The organism is Cytobacillus eiseniae (assembly GCF_017874625.1).
Lineage (GTDB): Bacteria > Bacillota > Bacilli > Bacillales > Cytobacillaceae > Cytobacillus > Cytobacillus eiseniae.
In genome coordinates this window covers 75,864-94,513 of the sequence record NZ_JAGIKZ010000007.1, presented here as the reverse complement: position 1 = coordinate 94,513, position 18,650 = coordinate 75,864, and the positions used below count along the sequence as shown (strand labels likewise).

The 18,650-nt window shown below is 37.3% G+C and carries 17 protein-coding genes; 8 read left to right on the top strand and 9 right to left on the bottom strand.

Annotated elements, in window-relative coordinates:
• Positions 1-17 precede the first annotated feature (17 nt).
• Entirely contained in the window at positions 18-1,211 is a 1,194-nt protein-coding gene (locus J2Z40_RS08285) for a DUF418 domain-containing protein (RefSeq protein ID WP_066392715.1), read from the bottom strand.
• Between the two features lie 209 nt (positions 1,212-1,420).
• Here J2Z40_RS08285 and J2Z40_RS08280 point away from each other — a divergent pair, with 209 nt between their 5' ends.
• From J2Z40_RS08280 to J2Z40_RS08255, 6 genes are all read left to right on the top strand, one after another.
• Complete coding sequence (locus J2Z40_RS08280; protein WP_066392714.1) at positions 1,421-1,642, top strand: spore germination protein; 222 nt, start codon at positions 1,421-1,423, stop codon at positions 1,640-1,642.
• Between the two features lie 14 nt (positions 1,643-1,656).
• Complete coding sequence (locus J2Z40_RS08275; protein WP_066392713.1) at positions 1,657-1,884, top strand: spore germination protein GerPB; 228 nt, start codon at positions 1,657-1,659, stop codon at positions 1,882-1,884.
• An 80-nt stretch (positions 1,885-1,964) separates the two neighbouring features.
• A complete protein-coding gene (gene gerPC, locus J2Z40_RS08270) occupies positions 1,965-2,573 on the top strand; it encodes a spore germination protein GerPC (RefSeq protein ID WP_066392712.1) in 609 nt (202 codons plus the stop codon).
• Entirely contained in the window at positions 2,570-2,746 is a 177-nt protein-coding gene (locus tag J2Z40_RS08265) for a spore gernimation protein GerPD (protein ID WP_066392706.1), read from the top strand. Before gerPC ends, J2Z40_RS08265 begins: the two co-directional genes overlap by 4 nt.
• A 5-nt stretch (positions 2,747-2,751) precedes the next feature.
• Entirely contained in the window at positions 2,752-3,138 is a 387-nt protein-coding gene (locus tag J2Z40_RS08260) for a spore germination protein GerPE (protein ID WP_066392703.1), read from the top strand.
• A gap of 34 nt (positions 3,139-3,172) precedes the next feature.
• Positions 3,173-3,391 carry a spore germination protein gene (locus J2Z40_RS08255; protein ID WP_066392701.1) on the top strand — a complete coding sequence of 73 codons (219 nt, stop codon included), beginning with the start codon at positions 3,173-3,175 and terminating at the stop codon, positions 3,389-3,391.
• Positions 3,392-3,728: 337 nt separating this feature from the next.
• On the opposite strand, the gene addA is transcribed toward J2Z40_RS08255, so the two are convergent.
• From addA to J2Z40_RS08225, 6 genes are all read right to left on the bottom strand, one after another.
• Entirely contained in the window at positions 3,729-7,490 is a 3,762-nt protein-coding gene (addA, locus tag J2Z40_RS08250; RefSeq protein ID WP_066392700.1) for a helicase-exonuclease AddAB subunit AddA, read from the bottom strand.
• Positions 7,487-10,972, bottom strand: coding sequence for a helicase-exonuclease AddAB subunit AddB (gene addB / locus J2Z40_RS08245; protein WP_066392698.1), 3,486 nt, complete (start codon positions 10,970-10,972; stop codon positions 7,487-7,489). Before addB ends, addA begins: the two co-directional genes overlap by 4 nt.
• Positions 10,973-11,141: 169 nt before the next feature.
• Positions 11,142-11,696, bottom strand: coding sequence for a signal peptidase I (gene lepB, locus J2Z40_RS08240; RefSeq protein WP_066399154.1), 555 nt, complete (start codon positions 11,694-11,696; stop codon positions 11,142-11,144).
• A gap of 24 nt (positions 11,697-11,720) precedes the next feature.
• Positions 11,721-12,335 (bottom strand): TVP38/TMEM64 family protein, encoded by a 615-nt coding sequence (locus tag J2Z40_RS08235; RefSeq protein ID WP_066392687.1) that lies wholly within the window; start codon positions 12,333-12,335, stop codon positions 11,721-11,723.
• A gap of 128 nt (positions 12,336-12,463) precedes the next feature.
• A complete protein-coding gene (locus tag J2Z40_RS08230) occupies positions 12,464-13,402 on the bottom strand; it encodes an LCP family protein (protein ID WP_066392685.1) in 939 nt (312 codons plus the stop codon).
• A 223-nt stretch (positions 13,403-13,625) separates the two neighbouring features.
• Positions 13,626-15,614, bottom strand: a complete 1,989-nt coding sequence (locus J2Z40_RS08225; protein ID WP_066392682.1) for a S9 family peptidase — start codon at positions 15,612-15,614, stop codon at positions 13,626-13,628.
• 175 nt (positions 15,615-15,789) lie between these two features.
• Between J2Z40_RS08225 and J2Z40_RS08220 the strand changes: the two genes are divergently transcribed.
• On the top strand, positions 15,790-16,176 hold the full coding sequence (locus J2Z40_RS08220) for a YhjD family protein (RefSeq protein WP_066392679.1): 387 nt from the start codon (positions 15,790-15,792) through the stop codon (positions 16,174-16,176).
• Positions 16,177-16,193: 17 nt separating this feature from the next.
• Here J2Z40_RS08220 and J2Z40_RS08215 read toward each other — a convergent pair whose 3' ends face one another.
• Positions 16,194-16,772, bottom strand: a complete 579-nt coding sequence (locus J2Z40_RS08215; protein WP_066392673.1) for a competence protein ComK — start codon at positions 16,770-16,772, stop codon at positions 16,194-16,196.
• Positions 16,773-16,960: 188 nt separating this feature from the next.
• On the opposite strand from J2Z40_RS08215, the gene J2Z40_RS08210 reads away from it, so the two are divergent.
• Positions 16,961-17,197, top strand: a complete 237-nt coding sequence (locus J2Z40_RS08210; RefSeq protein ID WP_066392669.1) for an IDEAL domain-containing protein — start codon at positions 16,961-16,963, stop codon at positions 17,195-17,197.
• A 66-nt stretch (positions 17,198-17,263) separates the two neighbouring features.
• Here J2Z40_RS08210 and J2Z40_RS08205 read toward each other — a convergent pair whose 3' ends face one another.
• Complete coding sequence (locus J2Z40_RS08205; RefSeq protein ID WP_066392667.1) at positions 17,264-18,544, bottom strand: M48 family metallopeptidase; 1,281 nt, start codon at positions 18,542-18,544, stop codon at positions 17,264-17,266.
• Between the last annotated feature and the right edge of the window lie 106 nt (positions 18,545-18,650).

Genomic DNA, 18,650 nt, shown 5'->3' with positions numbered 1-18,650 from the left:
CTAATTTTCAGCAATCATTATTCGTGATTTTTCCGCTTCCATTGTGGATATTGCAAATAAGTAAAGCTTCTCCATACCCATTCGACTGGGCCATAATAAAAATGTTTCACCCAGTAACGACTAATCAAAAGTTGCATGATATAAATAATTAAGACGATGACCGTTCCAGTAGCTAACGATACCTTCCCATATAAACCTAGCCCATATTGATAAAAAATGAATGTTGCTACAATAGACTGAAGGAGATAATTACTTAATGATAGTTTACCGACGAAGGATAAAGGATAGAGAAGCTTTTTCATCGTTTCATTCTCAATTATCAATGCAATCACTAGGCCATATCCTATTGCAAGAAGCGGTCCGCCAAAAGCATCCTGAACATAATTTGTCGCAAAATTATGAGCAGTAAACATCGGTAGCAGCTTAAGCAATAGACCTATGATTAAGGCCGTACTTGCAATTATTATTAGCTTTCTTTGATGTTTCTTTGGCTCCTCAAGCCATTTAAGCTTAGCCACCCCACCACCAATAAGAAATAAAGGCAAAATGGAAATAATCATGACAAAAAATGTCCCTAGATTGTTCGCAAAATACCAATCTTTGAATCGTTGGACTGTAATTTCTGTAAAACTCCCATTCTGATAAGCCTGAAAGGATGCTTCCACTTGTGCAGGATCTGTAAGACTGAGCGCATCACCAGATACAATAAACAGACTAGCAAATACTAAAAGAACCATCAGCAGATTTGGAATGACATACAAAACAATGCCTATAATGATTAGATTCTTTCCATTCAGCCTCATGAATAGCAAAAATAAAAAGCCCATCAATGCATAAGTAATTAATATATCTCCATGCCAAATTAAAAATGCATGAATCATTCCAATAAAAAGCAATAAAGATAATCTTCTTGTCGCTATTTGGCCGAATGAATATCCTTTTAACAATGAGCGTTCCCTCATTATCATCAATCCATACCCAAATAAAAGCGCAAATAGAGGATAAAAGCTTGCTTGAACAAAAAGATCAAGAAATGTGTAGATGGATTGATCTACAGCTCCACTCCAGTATTCAAGCGGATCGATATACATAAATGGGGAGTGAAATGTCAGCATATTTACAAGGAAAATCCCCAAAATTGCAAACCCTCTCATGATATCTAATGAAATAATCCGTTCCTTCTCCGTAACTGACTTAAGAGATTGACTCATTCCCATTCTCCTTTTCTAAATATTTCAAATTCTAACCACAATCATAAATGACGGATAAATACTTGTCTAGAAACAGCCATTCCACCGATTATTTTGGGCTATATTATCACAATCTCCAAATAGGCACATAAGATAAAGAAATGAGAGGTGCCTATTTGTTATGTATTTGCGTCTATCTCAATTTTCTAATTCGAAAAAGGGTGTCGTCTATGCCGGCAATTGTTGGAGTTGTTCAGGTCATATCCGTTGGAAGCAGTTCAATTTTTAATATTGGAGATGTGTACAAAATGATGCCTGTTTCCACTGCAAAAACCTTTTCTGGTGCTGGCTCTTTCAATACAGGTGATGGCATGAATGTATACAATCATTTAAGCACAACAAACACATATGATTCAGATGGGATTGACCAAGGAATTATATTAAATGTTTAAAAAAGGTGAGGAGCATGAATTATTATATTCAACAATCCATTCATATTAACCTAATAAAAATTGGCGGAATATCAAACTCATCTGTTATGCAAATTGGCAGCGCAGGGATCATCAAACCTTCTTCACATTTATACAATACAGGCGGTTACACCGAGCCTGCACCAGAAGCAGAAACAGATACTGTCCTTTCACCAGAAGTAGCTGCCACTCCATCCGTCCCATTAACTGCGCCTGCATCATGAGTTAGCAGTCTTATTGCCGAAAGCTGTTAGGAAAAAAGGAAAAGTCGTAAATTGACGATAAGTATAAGGTGGTGGTGTATATGAACCAAGATTTTTATTCGTATCTTCAAAAATTACATTCCTTTGTTGAATCACAGGAAAAGAGAATTAGCAGCCTTGAAAAGAAAATTCAACAATTACATGAAGAAACCATTGCTTTAAAGAAACGTCCTCCTATTAATATAGAAAGAATCGACTACAAATTTGATCAATTAAAAGTTGAGACATTGGAAGGAACACTTAATATCGGTTTAAACCCTGCTGATTTGGAAAATATTGAAGATTTCACAGTAGATAATAAGGAAATCAATGCACCAATTCCCCCTAAGCTTCATATGAAGAAGGCCATGGAAATAGAAAACGTCATGTATCATTATTTAGACCATGATTTACCAGATGTGCTTTCTGAAGTTCAAAGAAATTTAAATGTAGCAGAAGATGCTTCTTATCTTTCATTTATTAAAGAAGATATTAAAAAGCAACTTCCAACGAAGATCGATTCCTATCTCAAACAACATCTTGCGACAGATGAACAAAATCGTCATTCAAACGAAGACATCATTAATCTTCTTAAAACGGATATTTTAAATGGGATTCAAATCTTTATTAGCCATTTGCCTGAAAATGTGAAAGGAATGAAGAATGAATGAATTATCAAGTATATAACAGGGATTTATGTGTAGGTGATATTCGTGTGATTGGGGTCTCCAGTTCTTCATTATTAATGATTGGCGACACACAAACCATTCAATTAGCATCGATTTTTGACACACCTCCTGAATCACTAATCATTGGACCATTTGTTCCATTAACTCCTAAGTAATCCATATGCTACAGCGAACTTCAATAGTCAATCATTTAAAAGTTGAAACCATTTCATTCTCTTCCTTTTTAGAAATTGGCGATTCATCTTATATCCAAGGTTTTTCACGGGCGATTGCCGTTCAAAGAGAAGCCGAGATTTTCTTCGGCAATGAAGCGCAATTTCAATCATACTCCATTTTCAAAGAATCCATTCCATTGCCACCCATTACTGAAGTCATAACGATGAATACGATCCAATTGAAACCAGCCATTAAAGTAAATACAATTGATATTCTTGGTGTTTCTTCTTCATCCGTGTTTCATGTTGGAAATAGCAAGCATGTACAATTAGAATCAAGGGTTGAGCATATTCGTCATTTAACACGTGATTCTTTAAATGGAAAAAGGTAGAAATCATATCAACTTAATAAAAGGGTGTTTTGCCATGCCAGCTATAGTTGGACCGGTCCAAATCCTAAATGTCGCTGGAGGCATTGTTCAATTTGGTGATTCCTTAAATATGTCTCCAAAGAGCAGTTCAAAATCTGTTTCCGGCCAGGGAGCCGGAAATACCGGCGGATTCATTATTGCAAATAATGGCCTTAGTGCTAGTAATGTACTTGATTCAAACCTAATTGACCAACCAATGGTTGGGAATAATTAGAAAAGCGGAAGCGGCTTGGTCAGACCCGACAAGCATAAGACGGGCTGGAGTGAAGGGTGTTCTTTAACCTTCAGGCCAGAACGGCTTATGACCTCGAGGGTCTAGCCGCTGGAGCTAGACAGTGAAAAGCGGAAGCGGCTTGGTCAGACCCGACAAGCATAAGACGGACTGGAGTGAAGGGTGTTCTTTGCCCTTCAGGCCAGAACGGCTTATGACCTCGAGGGTCTAGCCGCTGGAGCTAGATAATTAGAAAAGCAGAAACGGCTTTCTAATAAAACTTTTGACTCAACAACATAGAAGACCGGTAAGGCATTTCTCTTACCGGTCTTTTAAAAATTTACATTTTAATTGTATTTGCCCCATCAAAGAAAAATAAATACCGCTCTGTAACATTGCGTTTTAAGATTTGTTCTAATGCGCGTGTGTACATATCTATTTGAATTCGATAACGGTCCTCAAGTACAGGCTTTGCTTCCGCAAATCCACCTTTAAAACGCTCTGTAATTCCATCTGTTTTATAATCAAGAAGTACTAAGCCCTGCTCATCTTCAAAAACACAATCAATTATTCCTTGTATAAGAACAGTCTCTTCTTCACCTTGCCAATCAAGATAAATTTCACTTGCTGGGAATGCTAGACTAAATGGAATTTCTCGATTGATAACAGGTGCCTGAACTAGCCTCTTTCCAATTTCCGTTTCAAAGAAGTGAACAACTAATGCTGGGTCAATTGCTTCTCTCTGCTCTACTGAAAGAAGCTCCTTTCTCACCATCTCATCCATCTTTTCTTCTACCGATACTGCTGTAATATTTGCTCTGAAATTAAGATGCTGTAAAACCATATGCATAGCCGTTCCTCTTTCAGCGGGTGATAATGATTTTTCCTGCATGAATTTTGGACGATTTAGCATCGGCTTCTTCATTTTTTGTATGAGCTCTGTCCCGCTATCTTCAGCATTGAACATTTCCTTTTGCCTTTTTACTTCAGATACTGACTGCTTCGAACGATAAGTAGATGCCTCCATCTGAGGGTATTTCCATAATAGCTGTTCCTCTACTCTTTCTTTAAAGTTTGTTTGAACTGGAATAAGATCACCAGCATACACTTTATCTAGTAAAGACTCTTTTTCAGCTACGTCCTCGTCTTGAATAACAGCCACTTCTTCACTTTTAAGAATGTGTATAGACCAGCATGATGGATGTTCAATAATATCCTTTGAAATAAGCGGGTTTATTGCGGCTGAATCACCCCTTAATTGCTGACAATCTTTATGCCTTATTAGGGAGGGACCAACCCAATCAAGATAACTATTTGCTGTAGCTCGGGCATATTCATTTAATAGCCAATCCCTACACTCACCAGCTTGCTTCCATTGATGCATTTTCTTTTCGACACTTTTGACAGAGGAGACAAGATAAAGCTTTTCCTTTGCCCTAGTTAATGCAACATAGAGAACACGCATCTCTTCTGCAAGCATCTCCATTTTCTTCTTCCGCTTGAAAGCCAACTGCGGCAATGAGGGCAACGAAATTCTTTTTTCAGCATTTACATACTTTGTGGCAAATCCAAATTCCTTATCAAGCATATAAGCTTTCTTCAAGTCCATCGTATTAAACTGACGAGCAAGTCCAGCAATGAAAACAAATGGAAACTCGAGGCCTTTGCTGCTATGAATGGTCATGAGACGAACAACATCTTCCTGTTCGCCAAGCGCACGTGCAGCACCAAGATCATCCCCTCTATCACGCATGCGCTCAATAAATCTTAAGAAACGGAATAATCCCCTGAAGGATGTTTCCTCATACTGTCTTGCCCGATCATATAATGCCCTTAAGTTAGCCTGTCTTTGCTTTCCGCCAGGCATCCCTCCAACAAAATCATAAAATCGTGTTTCTCTATAAAGCTGCCAAATAAGCCCAGAAAGTGAGCCTTTTCTAGCTATTTTCCGCCATTCCTTTAATTGTTCAAAAAATGGGCGAACCTTATCCATTGTCCTTTCCGATTCTACAACAGGTTTATTTTTACAAAATGAAGAAACTGCCTCATAAAAGGAATCTTTTTTATGATGAATTCTTATTTGTGCTAATTCCTTTTCTGTTAAACCAACAATTGGTGACCTTAATACAGAAGCAAGTGGAATATCCTGATACGGATTATCGATCACTTTTAAAAGGGACATCATGATCGCCACTTCTGTTGCTTCAAAATATCCAGTTGAAAGATTGGCATATACAGGAATTCCTTGCTGCTTGAATTCCTCCATAATTTGTGGTGCCCATGTCATTGAACGTAGTAAAATGACAATATCTCGATACATGGCTGGACGTGCTGATTTTGTTTTCGGATTATATATTTCTGTACGGTCCGCAATAATTTCTTTCACTTTGGCTGCCATATATCTTGCTTCAAGCTGTGATTGTGCAAGTTCTGTTGGATCAAACGCTTCCTGCTCCTGTTCGAACGAATCCTCTGCCCCTTTCCCATCCAGATCAATAATCGCTAGTTCAATTGGATGGCTTTGATCCTCTGTATAAGGAGCCCCTTTCACTAATTCTGCGGCTTCATCGTACTCAATTTCTCCTACACTTGTACCCATTATTTGCTTAAAAATATAGTTGGTTCCATGAAGTACTTCTTTACGGCTTCTGAAATTTTTCGCAAGATCAATTCGTAAGCCTGTATTCTCACCTGCTTGTGTAAATCGAGTATACTTTCCTAAAAATAAATTCGGCTCTGCCAGTCGAAAACGGTAAATGGACTGTTTCACATCTCCAACCATAAAAAGATTCCCTGCATGATCGGAATCCTTCGTCACAAGCTGGAGAATTGATTCTTGAACCAAATTTACATCCTGATATTCATCTACGAATACTTCATTGAATTGTTCCCTGCATGCAATGGCTGCATCTGAAGGAATTAATTTGCCGGATTCACTTTTTTCAGAAAGAATGGCTAAGCAATAATGCTCTAAATCAGCAAAATCGACAAGTCCTTTCTCTGCTTTCACTTTTTCAAAGCGAGTAGAAAAAGACTTAACTAAAAAAATAAGTCCCTCAATATGTGGCTTCATCTCCTGCATATCCCGGATAAAACTTTCAGATTTGCGCGTAAATAACTCATCCTTCAACTCTTGTATCATTTTCTTAGCTTGGTCTCTAAACCGTTTCGATTGTTCAATTAAATCCTTGTCATATTCATCCCCTTTACAATTTTTAAGTCTGCCAAATGAAAATGTCTGCAATGCCTCATAAAGGGTTGTCCATGAATCATTTTTCCCATCAATCAATGTTTGGATCACTCGAAGATCATCCAAAAAGTTCTCTGCTCTAGGAGCAGGGCCGCCAGGGAGCTTTGTTAATGCCATTGCCTGTTCAATAAACTGCTTTGCTCCCTGCAGCTGTAAATCAATATCCTGAATGACTGGTTGAATAAATGGCAATTCTTCTACTTTCATGGATTCATTCACATCGTACATTTGCACAATTGAATCTAAGTATTGTTCTGGTAACGGGTTAGACCTTGCAAAATCATATAAATCACGAATAATGCCCTGCAACGCCAAATCATTACGATCATTTGTAAATGTGTCAACGAGGGTAAAGAACGCGTCATTTCCATCCTTTCCATACTCCTCTTCAAAAAGCTCTTCTAACACTTCATCCCGTATTAACTGTGCTTCTGTTTCATCGGCAATTCGGAAGCCTGGATCGATATCAATTAAGTAGTAATGTCTTCGGATCATCTCTAAACAAAAGGAGTGCAGAGTTGATATTGAAGCTTTATTTAATAAACCTATTTGCTTTCGCAAATGCTCTGATTTCGGCTCTTCTTGAATGGCTTTTTCTATTGCCTCGCCAATTCTATGTCTCATCTCAGCTGCAGAAGCATTTGTAAAGGTAACAACAAGAAGCTCATCAACATTTATTGGATTTTCACTCGAAAGGATCTTCTTGATGATCCTTTCAACAAGCACTGCCGTTTTCCCTGAACCTGCTGCTGCTGCAACAAGAATATCCTGTCCACTAGCCATAATTGCTTTCCATTGATCATCTGTCCATGTCGCATCTGCAGGTTTTTTGGGGATTGAACTAGTTGTCATTGGGATTCAACCTCCTTTTTGATCAATTCAAGCATGTCATCCTTTGAATGTGGAACAAGCTGTCTATATTCATTTGATTCAAGTGATTCATCAAATTGACAAACCGATTTATACGAACAAAATGTACAAGGAGTTTGATCCTTCATTTTATAAGGTGAAATTTGAACTTGTCCGCTTGTCATTTGATTACCAGTTTCTACATATTTATGCCGAACAAATTTTCTTAAATAGTCAAATTCCTGTTTACTTGCTACTTTGGAGCGCTTCGAAAGGGACCCATCTTTGTTAAAGCCAGCTGAAACAATCGGTGAATCGCCCTTATCGATTGTTTGATCCATTAAGCGGATGACTTTTTCATCACCTAACAGTAGGCCATTCATTTTAAACTTTTTGAATATCTCCCGTTCAATATCATCAAGTGTGAGCATTTTCGAAGTATTAATCATTGGATTATGAACATGAAAATACAACACACCTGCAGGATCAGCCTTCGTTCCAATTAGATCCTCAGAATGAGCAATAATAATATCTAAATAAGTGAGCATTTGCAGAGCCAGTCCGTAATACACTTCCGTCACATTTAAATCCTTGGCACTTGATTTATAATCGATCACTCGTAAAAATACACCTTGATCATCCTGTGCTTTATCCACTCTGTCAATTCTGCCGACTAGCTCCATCTGGGTGCCATTTTTGAGTGGGAATTTGATCGAAGGAAGCTCTCCTTTAGGGCCAAATCCAAGCTCTAGCCCGATTGGAGAAAAACCGCTTGATTTTGCATGCTCACCAAGTATAAATGAAGCACGACTAATAATTTGCTCTAGCTTTCTCTTTATATAGTAATGTCGATTGGAGCTTAATAAAATCTCATTCTGCAATTTCGGAGCGAGCACCTCCACTGCTTCTTTTGCTAGGATTTCACATTGCTCCCTCGTCAGTTCTGTCCATGAATACGTTCCTTTCATGACAATTTCCGTAATATATTTCAGTGCTGCATGGAATAAATCACCAATATCTGGTGCATCTAATCGGAATACTTGGCGCTCCCTGAGTTTGAGTCCATACTGAGCATAATGTGAGAATGGACAGCTGTGAAACAATTCCATTCTTGAGACACTCGCTTGTATTTCTTCTCCATATAACTCTTTCGTCACCTCTTCTATTTGTTCTGTGCGGTTCTCATAATTTAAACTTGAAAGCACTTTAATCGCTGTTTTACTCCATCCTTCATCCTTCAAGTAAAAATTATAAATATCCCACCAGAAATCATAGATTGGATAATTTCTCTTCTTCAACTGTAATTGAGAGGTTAAGTACGATAAGGCTGTATTAATATTTGCAGCATATGCCAACTGCTCATCTTCAGGAAGTTCAGCAGGGTCTACCATATACGTTGACTTTTCTATCTCTGGGAATAGGTCCATTATTCGTTTAATATAAGTTGATGGCATTAATCCTTTTCCCTCTTCATTTGCAAGTGGATAGCTCATGTATAGCCTCTCAGATGGAGTAACAAATGCTTTATATGCAAGGAACTCTTCATCCAATAAACGAATGCTGCTTCCTGCTGCTAGTTTTAGCCCATTTGCCGATAGCTGTTCTCGGTCTTCATCAGCAAGAATGCCTTCCTCTGAAAACTTAGCTGGCAGGACACCATCATTTAAGCCGATCACAAAGGCAATCTTCACATCGGAAAGACGTGACCTTTCTAGATCAGCTACCATTACTTGATCAATTGCAGGGGGGACAACTGTAAATTGAAGCGATTCTATTCCTGCATCCAGAATTTCAGCAAAACGCTTAATTGAAACCTCTTCTTCTCCTAACATCTCAACATATTGATCGAGAAGTTCAATCATAGCATTCCAAGCTTGCGCATGTTCACGGGATTTTAGTAGATTCCCTTTTTCTTCTTCCGTCTGTTTCCACTCTTCTAATTTGGTTGGCACATCTAATTCTTCAAGATATAAATAAAGTGCTTCACAATATTGCCGTCCACTCACCGCTTTCTTTAGACGATGTGATAATCTAAGAATGGGAGAGGTAATCATCTCACGCAATTCATTTAACTCTTGTTCCATTTGCTGTTCATCATCGGTCTGTCCATAAGCTTCAAATTCTAACCCTCTAATTCTCCGATAAATCCACCTATTTTTCTTCGTCCATTTATCTCCTTGAATGCCATAGGCAAGTACATAATTCTCAAGCCGGTCCATTTTTTCGCGTAACTGATCTGTATTTAATTTTGCTGGAAATAATAACTCCGACTTCACCGCTCGAAAAATCGGCTCATACCGCCAATTCCCATTAATCACTTCTAGACTTGAGCGAATCAGCTCAATTAGTGGGTGATAGAGCATCGTTCGCTTCTGATCTATGAAAAAGGGAATTTGATAATCAGAGAAAATCGTTTCAATATTGTCATAATAATCTTGACTATTCCTTGCAAGAATAGCGATGTCCCGATAACGCAGACCTTTTGTGCGAACAAGCTCGTTCAACTGTCTTGCTACCCCTTCAATTTCAGCTCGTCTATTCATAGCCTGAGCAAGAAAAATTCCTGGTTTCCCTTTATAACTAACCGCTGAACGAGTTGCAAAGTTTTCTTCAAGATGGTTGAAGGATGGATCCTTCCATCTTTTTGGCTCTGTTAGTAAGATCTCCTCGATCTGAAGTCCATTTCTAGTTGCCATTTCATAAATCGTTTGACAGTTCTCCCCTGTCATACGGAATAAGTGCAGCTCGCCAGGAGGAGTCTGCTTAAATGGCTGATCAAGGGTGAGTGAAATCGTCACCTTTCTGCAAACTTTCATCAATTGCTCCACAATCATGTATTCCTGTGGGGTAAAACTATAAAAACCATCAATATACACTTCAGCCTTTTTCAAATAATCAGATTCAGCTGCTTTTTCCGTTAATAGCCGAAAGTAATCCTCTGAATCTACATATTTTTCAAAAAGCGATTCCTCAAAGGACTGATAAATAATTTCTAAGTCATGAAGTTTATCTTCAAGTACTTTATTTGTTTTCTGACCTGAAGATAATTGATTTTTCCGCGCGATCAGCTCTTCGGGCTGAACACAATATCGTTTAAACTCTGTTAACATCTGCTCAACTTGGCCAATAAAACCATTTTTATCAGCTGCTCGCTGAAAAAGCTTGAGCTCTTCTTTTTTATCAGAAATAATTTTTCTAATGAGCATACTAATGCCTACACTATTTAAATGATATCGATTCATTCCTCCCGTTTCTTGCAAAATCCTCCATGCCAAACGGGTAAAAGAATAGACTTGACTGCGAATCATTCCTCCAAGGTTTGGTGTTGAAACTAATTTATATTCAGATTGAAATGTCATCTGTTCAGGTACTAAATAGATGATCGGGTTGCCATCAGGCGCTGTTTGCAATTGTTCCCGAATTTCATTCAGACAGTATTCTGTTTTTCCACTACCAGAACGACCGATTACGATGCGAACGGACATAGAACCCCTCTCTTCCTTCCCTCTCATTTAGGGCTTGATTCTATTCATTATTTTATCATAGAAGCGAGCTTATTATTGATTAGCAAGCTTCTATCATTAGAAAAAGCGTGACAAAATCATCACGCTTTTTTACCTATTATGAATGATTGAAGTTGGTCATTCCATCGTTTCAGAAAGATATATCCATTTCATCGATTGGCCAATATCTTAAGTTTACTTTTCCCACGACTTGATTTGTAGAAATAAAACCAAAATGACGGCCATCCCAGCTTTCAAGACGGTTATCACCAAGAACAAAAAGCTTCCCTTCTGGCACGATTTCTTCACCAGTTTTTTCCATTAATGTAAAATCACCTGTCAACCTTGCCCCTAAAGCTTCTTTCCGGTACTTATCGAGATAGGGCTCTTCCACCTTTTTCCCATTAACATAAAGTTCATCATTGCTATACTCAATCTTATCTCCAGGCAAACCAATAATTCGCTTCACAAAATCCTCTTCCTGATTATGATGAAAAACAATGACATCGAAGCGGTTTAACTCTCCAATTTGATAGCTTATTTTATTCACAATTAATTTATTTCCATCTTCAAGTGTAGGCATCATTGATACACCTTCCACAATATAATTGGAGATGAAAAAAGTACGAAGAAACACTAAAATAATAATGCCAATTCCAAATGCCTTTATCCATTCGATTCCTTCCTTTTTCACTGCCTCTTTCAATTTTCTCACCCAGCTTTCCTACTTCTAATAATCCCGATCCTTTTTCATGCTTCTATTCATTTTTATTTCAATTCTTTTGCCAACATACCAGAGAATGAAAATAATCACACCTACAATTGCTGTTCGTATCGGTTGAGTAATTAAAGATTTAATATCATACCCTACAAAACTAATCGTAAAAATCATTACCATCTTTCCCGTTAAAACAGCTAACATATACTGGGCAATACTAATTTTTGATAAACCAGCTACAATATTGACAACTGCCGATGGTGTAAACGGAAAGCACAAAAGAACAAATAATGGACCAAATCCATGTTTCTCCACCCATGCCATAAGCTTTTGAACCTTCTCACTCTTTTTGAGGAAACGCAGCATCCTCTTTTGTCCATACTTTCGAACGAGCAGAAAGACTAGAAAAGCGCCAACCGTTGCCCCTATCCATGATAATAAAAAACCAAACCAAAGACCAAAGGCGTTTGCATTTGCCATCACAAATAAAAAGAGCGGCAGAAAAGGCAAAAAAGCTTCTAACATCGGCAATACAAGTCCTGGAAGCGGACCAAAAGAACGATATTTTTCAATTAATTCCATAATATTTTCAAGTGAAAATAAGTCTTTAAATAATTCGTAATCCATTTAAAATCTCCTTGAATAGAGCTAGACAACTGTTTACATGCACTTTCTTTGATCCTTATATAGTCTGTCTACTTTCTATGTTTACCTCTTTTTCCTTTATTGTACACCTCTTTTTCTTAAAAGGAATTTTATTTAGTTAAAAATTCATGAATTGCTCGCTGATTTTTTTCAAAATCAATGGCTAAAACAGAACCAACCCCCTTAATTCTTTCATCATCATACGATCCATCCACTGGAATACGTAATGTTTCTATCTCCCGATTTTTTGTCGAGATGAAATCCTTTCCAATATAAAGAATATCTTTCGTATTCATATTTGTATTAATATATGGCGTCATCACCCCAATTAACTTTGGCAGCTTTGTTATTGTTTGAAAGCTCATAAATTGATTGGCTAGCACCTTCATTGTCTTTTGCTGACGCTCAACCCTGCCAAAATCTCCGACTGCATCATGCCGAAACCTTACATAGCCCAGCAAATGCTCTCCATCTAATCTTTGCAATCCTTTCTCTAAGCTCACACCAATTCTAGCAGACATGGCTTTTTCAACTTCAATTTCCACTCCTTTTGGAAATGCCTCATCAATTAAATGAACGAACCCTTCAAAATCAATAATTGAATAATATTGTATATCGATACTAAAATTTTCTTTAATTGTTTGTCTGAGCAGTTCAGGTCCACCAAAAGCAAAAGCCGCATTGATTTTATTCTTCCCATATCCCGGGATATCAACATACGTATCTCTCATTATTGATAGTAATTTATACGTTCCTTTGTCTGGATGATATTGAGCTACCATAATCGTATCTGCCCTTGTTTTCCCCTCACTTGCTGCATCACTGCCAAGCAGCAGGACATTCGTTCCGCCGTAAGAATCTTTATCCCCATTGAATTCATATTCTTCTATCTCTATTTTTTTCTCTTTTTCTATTTTTTCCTCTGATTGTGAAACTCCTTGTTTAAATTGAACATAGGAGTAAGCGAGGGTACCTGCAATTATTAATAAAAAAATGAATACAATTGATTTCCATCTTTTCTTTTTCTTACGTTTTTTCTCAGCTCTCATCTTGTAAAGTCCTTCCTCGTTCTAGTATTTATCTTCAATAATATATGACTACTAAATTAGACAAAAAGTTTCTTTTCACCTACTGGTAATAATTGTCTACCTTATTATCTTCATAAATCACTTATTTTTGCAATAATTAATATAAAAACAACAATCATTTAGAAAAGAGCCTTTGCTGAACAGTAAAAAGCCACAAACCTCTAAAGGCTTGCGGCATTCACTTCTATTTTAAATAGTCTTTAAACCAATTCGTAATATAATTCAAACGGCTGATTCGTAGATTTGGCTTTCCGCTTCTTGAAAGCTCATGGTTTGCCTCAGGGAAACGAATGAACTTTGCTTCCTTTTTACGGTCTTTTAAGGCAATAAATAATTGTTCTGCCTGCTCAATTGGACAACGGAAATCCTTCTCACTATGCAGGATAAGAAGTGGTGTTTCCATCTCATCAACATACGCTAGCGGAGAATGTTTCCAAAGTGTGTGGATATCACTTAAGCTGCTTTTAATTTGCCAATCCGTAAAGTAATAACCGATATCACTCACCCCATAGAAGCTGATCCAATTGGAGATGGAGCGCTGTGTGACGGCAGCCTTAAAACGGTTTGTATGCCCAATAATCCAGTTTGTCATAAAGCCGCCATAGCTTCCACCTGTCACCCCTAAACGATTCTCATCGATAAAGTCATATTTAGCTACAGCATAATCAACTGCATCCATTATATCTTCATAATCTTTGCCACCATAATCACCCCGTACAGCGTCAACAAATTGCTGCCCATATCCATGACTTCCCCTTGGGTTGATATACAATACGGCAAAGCCTTGAGCTGCTAGGCATTGAAATTCATGAAAGTATGAATTTGCATACATCGCATGTGGCCCGCCATGGATTTCAAGTACTAATGGCACTTTGTCCCCTTCTTTAAAGTTAGCAGGTTTCATCATCCATCCATGTAAATCCCAATCGTCAGATGATTTAAATTCAATTGACTCCACATCAGCAAGAACTATTTCTTGTAAAATCTCCTCATTAACATTAGTTAGCTGCTCAAGTTCACCTGACGTAACATTCAACAAGAATAAATCACCCGGATGAGTCGGCTTACTAATCGCTACAACGGCATAATCCACCTTGCCTCCTGTAGTAAGTCCATACACATGCTGCTCATCAAGTAAAGCTGGGTATATCTCGCCATCTAATGTTCCATAATAAACGACTGTGTTGCCATGATCGGTCGCTAAGAAATAAAAGCTATGATTATCCTCCCCCCAAAGAATGCCCGGTGTAACAGCCCCCTGCTGGAAATCACCGATTGCATAATCACCAATTAATAAATCTGAATCACTTGTTAAGCAACGAAGCATTTCTGCTTCCATATCATAGATCCAAATTTTTGCTAGTGTGGCATTTTTATATTCACTTTCATGGCCAAGCATACCGATATATTTTCCGTTCGGTGACCAGGTTACATGGCCAAAATACCCTGTACTTGCCGTCAGCTTTTTCACTTCTTTTGTATTCGCCTGGATAAGATATACATCACTTTGGTAAGAATGGTCCTTCTCTTCATTTAAATCAGCTGTAACTGTAATATACGCCCCATCTGGAGACCATGATTGAAGCTGATAATCATGCGTATCTTCAGTTAGCTTCTCCACTTCTCCTGATTGAACGTGAACAACCGCAATCTGGTTATAATTCCCTTCCCAAAACCCAGAGGCATCTGATTTGTATCTCATTTTATCTACTTCAAGCGGAAGCGGTTTTTTCTCCTTTTTTTCATCACTTTTATTCACAAATATAGCTTCCCCATCTTTAAGTGCTGCATTAAAAGCAATTTTTGTTCCATCAGGTGACCAAACAGGATTCGCTGCACCATTCGGGCATTTCGTTAATTGACGGGCCTCCCCACCTTTTATGTCGAGAACAAAAATTTGTCCTTTGCCCTCCCGATCTGATACGAAAGCTACCATTTTTCCATCTGGTGACCATCGAGGGGAATGGTTACGGTTTTCACCGTATGTCCATTGAACCGGCTTCTGTTTCTCATGTATATTTATGTAATATAAATTGGAAGCATATTTATTTTCCTCCTCTAACATCTTCGTCTCGACAAATACACAATCCATTCCATTGGTCGCCATTTGTGGATCAGCTACTGATTTTAGCTTAAATAAATCCTCTGCCTGTATTTTTCTTCTTTCTGTCAATTTTCGTCACCCTCTCTTTGTATTTCTTCTTTATTTCGACAATAGAAATAAATTCCCTTCTCTTCCTCTTAAAAAATACAGAATATTTTCCCGAAAGATTAAGACTTGCAATAGAAATACATCGATTGTAAAATAGGAACAAATGTTCTATTCATTAAGAATGGAGGAATTGGAAATGACAAGAATTCCTGAGGGAGAGCGCATCATCATGGAGCAAGCATTTTATTTGCCAATGTTACTCACAGTTTTGAACCGGGATCTGCTTGTTTTTAATAAAAGCCCCTTTAAACTTACACAACCTTATTTAAATTTAGTTGAAGAAACAATACAAGTCATTCAAAAGGAATTAGAAGAAGTTAAACGTTATATGAAGTCTAATACACTTAAGGTACACCAGGTGAAGCGTGATGAGGCCTTTACTATGTTCCTTTTTCACTATAAAGGACATGAAGAGCATCTTAATTACTTCAATCCTCGCATTCGCAATAAAGTTCAAGAACTAATGGACTATTATTTATTTAAGCGTCATCTAGAAAAAGATTCGAGGACTAAGAAAGCATGATGAAAAAACATGCCCTCTTAGTCCCCCATCTCTCTTGTACGATAATGACTTCCTCGTTCGGATGCATTCATCACCTTTTTATGACTAAAAAAGTATAATGCCTTACGCTCCGAATCTTCAATTCTTCTAATTAAAGTCGTTTTCAATAGCGCTGTTCTTAAAATTTGATTATTGATTGTATTAAATGACACAGGTACGACATATGATCGTTTATTCTTAAATATTATCTCTGTTTTTGCCCGATCAACACGGTTGTAAGAAAAAATATGTTCCGTTGAAATCCATATGCATTGTGAATTGCTCGCTGAAGTTGTTGGAAAAAAATAAATGAAGTTAGTGGGGTCAATAGTAATTGGTGCTTTGTGGGTAATTCCTGTTAACTGTCTAGTTCCCTCTTTGCGACCTTCATAGCTTGATCCGAAAAAGGTGCAGCTCTTCTTAATAATTTCAATGGGTTTAAATGGGGAAACATATTCATCCTCAAGTTCCCAAATTTGCGAATAAATCTTCGCACCATATGACAATGGCATCACAACCATCGTATTCGGATTGATTTCATATTCATCAATTAAAGGGGGAATCGCTTGGCCGTTCATTTGATCATCTCCTCAATTTTTAATATGCCACTTCATCATATCAGCTTTTCGACAATAATTTTCATTTTTTACTAAATGTTACTAATTTGTTCAAAATTCATTTTAAAAAATATTTTCAAAAGATTCAAAATTAAGTTAATATTTCATGATTACCCCATATAATAATAAAAAGCATTGAGGTGATTTTCATGAATGAAAAATCATACACAGAGCTGATGAAAAAAAGTGCTATGAGGAAAAAGAAATTAAAAGAATCCTATGTATTAGATCTTTACATTGACATGCTGCTATCAGAAGTATTGCTGACAAAGGAAAGAGCAAGACTAATGAAAGAAATCAACAAAGCCCTTGACACTGGCAATAAATCAGCGTTCCTTCATCTGTCCAAACAATATAAGGAAATTTCTAAACAATTCGGCACATAATCAACTGGAAATCTCTCGCTCAACTTAGCAGCGAGAGATTTTTTATTCAAAAAAAACCAAGCAACATTACTTGGTTTCCTTCACTTTATTATTTATTTCAAACTCCTCAATCATCGAGATTCGTTCGAGCATCGTTGGGTGTCCATAGCGAAAGATTTTCACTAGCAGCGGTGGATTTACTTGACTTAGTCCCGCTCGGGTCAATTCTTGAAAGGTCTCGATCCCAGCTTGCGTGTCCCTAGTCATTTCAATTGCAAACTGGTCTGCACGCAATTCCTGATAACGAGAGACAAAATTTGATAATGGACTGGAGATAAATAAAAGCATCGAAAGAATCATTAAAAACAATGGCAAGGAACGAATATCATTCACTTGAGGAATCTTAAGTACATTCCCCCATCTGCCAATGACATACTCCATTATTCTAGCTGTTAAATAAAGACCAACGAGAGATAGAAGCAAGTAACCAGCAATGCCAAAATAAATATGTTTTTCTACATAATGAGCCATTTCATGCGCCATTATAAATAAAATTTGCTCATCATTCAATCGATTTAATGTTGTGTCCCAAAGGACAATTCTAGAATTCGACCCGATTCCATTAACATAAGCATTTAATGCATTCGTTTTTTCCGCCATATTGACTTCAAAAACATGTTCAGCTGGAATATCAGCTTTATCTGCAAGTGCTAAAATCTTCGCTTCAAGTTCTTTATCTTTCAAAGGATAAAAATCGTTATAGAGTGGGTCGATAATCACAGGCTGCAAAAACATGAGAAATAATGTAAATGGAATAGACAGCAGCCATGCATAAAGCCACCATCTTTTACTGCTTTTATTAATCAGCCAATAAAGGACCCCAACAATTATAATCATCATCCCAAAATTGACCCAAAAATCAATCAGTTCATCCTTCATCCAACTACTAAAGCTTTGTGTAGAAATATTATAGCTTTTTGATAAGGCATAACTAATGTAACTGATTGGTGTTGTTGCAAGAAATGCAAAAAGCGAAAGCCAGAATAAATAAATCGCAGTCTGTACAAGTTTAAATTTAGTAGATTGTCCCGCCCACTTTTTAAAAGCATTTCCGAAACCAAGCAGAAGAATAAAAAGATAAAATAGCCATTCAAACGGTGTTGAAAGGAAAAACAATAAATTTCTTATTTTCGAGTATTCTTCACTTAACATAAGCTCTCTTCCATTGAGGAATGTAGCAGGATCTGCCTTCGATCCTTCATACTCAAATTGCAAACTTGTATCTGCAAAATGAAACAAGTACCAATAAAAAAACAGCCCATATAACACATAAGCGAGAACACCGTAAAAACCAATTTTCCTTGCCATTTCACTCCCCCCATCTGTACAGCCCTTCTATATTAAGTGTAGTATAAACTTATTTTTTTAGAACTACTTGTCTTATGAAATAAGCAGACTACATTATAGTTTGTAC

What these genes read in the sequence shown, in the direction of transcription:
- J2Z40_RS08285 (WP_066392715.1), bottom strand. Translation starts at nt 1,211, where the DNA reads ATGAGTCAATCTCTTAAGTCAGTTACGGAGAAGGAACGGATTATTTCA.
- J2Z40_RS08280 (WP_066392714.1), top strand. Translation starts at nt 1,421, where the DNA reads ATGCCGGCAATTGTTGGAGTTGTTCAGGTCATATCCGTTGGAAGCAGT.
- J2Z40_RS08275 (WP_066392713.1), top strand. Translation starts at nt 1,657, where the DNA reads ATGAATTATTATATTCAACAATCCATTCATATTAACCTAATAAAAATT.
- gerPC (WP_066392712.1), top strand. Translation starts at nt 1,965, where the DNA reads ATGAACCAAGATTTTTATTCGTATCTTCAAAAATTACATTCCTTTGTT.
- J2Z40_RS08265 (WP_066392706.1), top strand. Translation starts at nt 2,570, where the DNA reads ATGAATTATCAAGTATATAACAGGGATTTATGTGTAGGTGATATTCGT.
- J2Z40_RS08260 (WP_066392703.1), top strand. Translation starts at nt 2,752, where the DNA reads ATGCTACAGCGAACTTCAATAGTCAATCATTTAAAAGTTGAAACCATT.
- J2Z40_RS08255 (WP_066392701.1), top strand. Translation starts at nt 3,173, where the DNA reads ATGCCAGCTATAGTTGGACCGGTCCAAATCCTAAATGTCGCTGGAGGC.
- addA (WP_066392700.1), bottom strand. Translation starts at nt 7,490, where the DNA reads ATGACAACTAGTTCAATCCCCAAAAAACCTGCAGATGCGACATGGACA.
- addB (WP_066392698.1), bottom strand. Translation starts at nt 10,972, where the DNA reads ATGTCCGTTCGCATCGTAATCGGTCGTTCTGGTAGTGGAAAAACAGAA.
- J2Z40_RS08235 (WP_066392687.1), bottom strand. Translation starts at nt 12,335, where the DNA reads ATGGATTACGAATTATTTAAAGACTTATTTTCACTTGAAAATATTATG.
- J2Z40_RS08230 (WP_066392685.1), bottom strand. Translation starts at nt 13,402, where the DNA reads ATGAGAGCTGAGAAAAAACGTAAGAAAAAGAAAAGATGGAAATCAATT.
- J2Z40_RS08220 (WP_066392679.1), top strand. Translation starts at nt 15,790, where the DNA reads ATGACAAGAATTCCTGAGGGAGAGCGCATCATCATGGAGCAAGCATTT.
- J2Z40_RS08215 (WP_066392673.1), bottom strand. Translation starts at nt 16,772, where the DNA reads ATGAACGGCCAAGCGATTCCCCCTTTAATTGATGAATATGAAATCAAT.
- J2Z40_RS08210 (WP_066392669.1), top strand. Translation starts at nt 16,961, where the DNA reads ATGAATGAAAAATCATACACAGAGCTGATGAAAAAAAGTGCTATGAGG.
- J2Z40_RS08205 (WP_066392667.1), bottom strand. Translation starts at nt 18,544, where the DNA reads ATGGCAAGGAAAATTGGTTTTTACGGTGTTCTCGCTTATGTGTTATAT.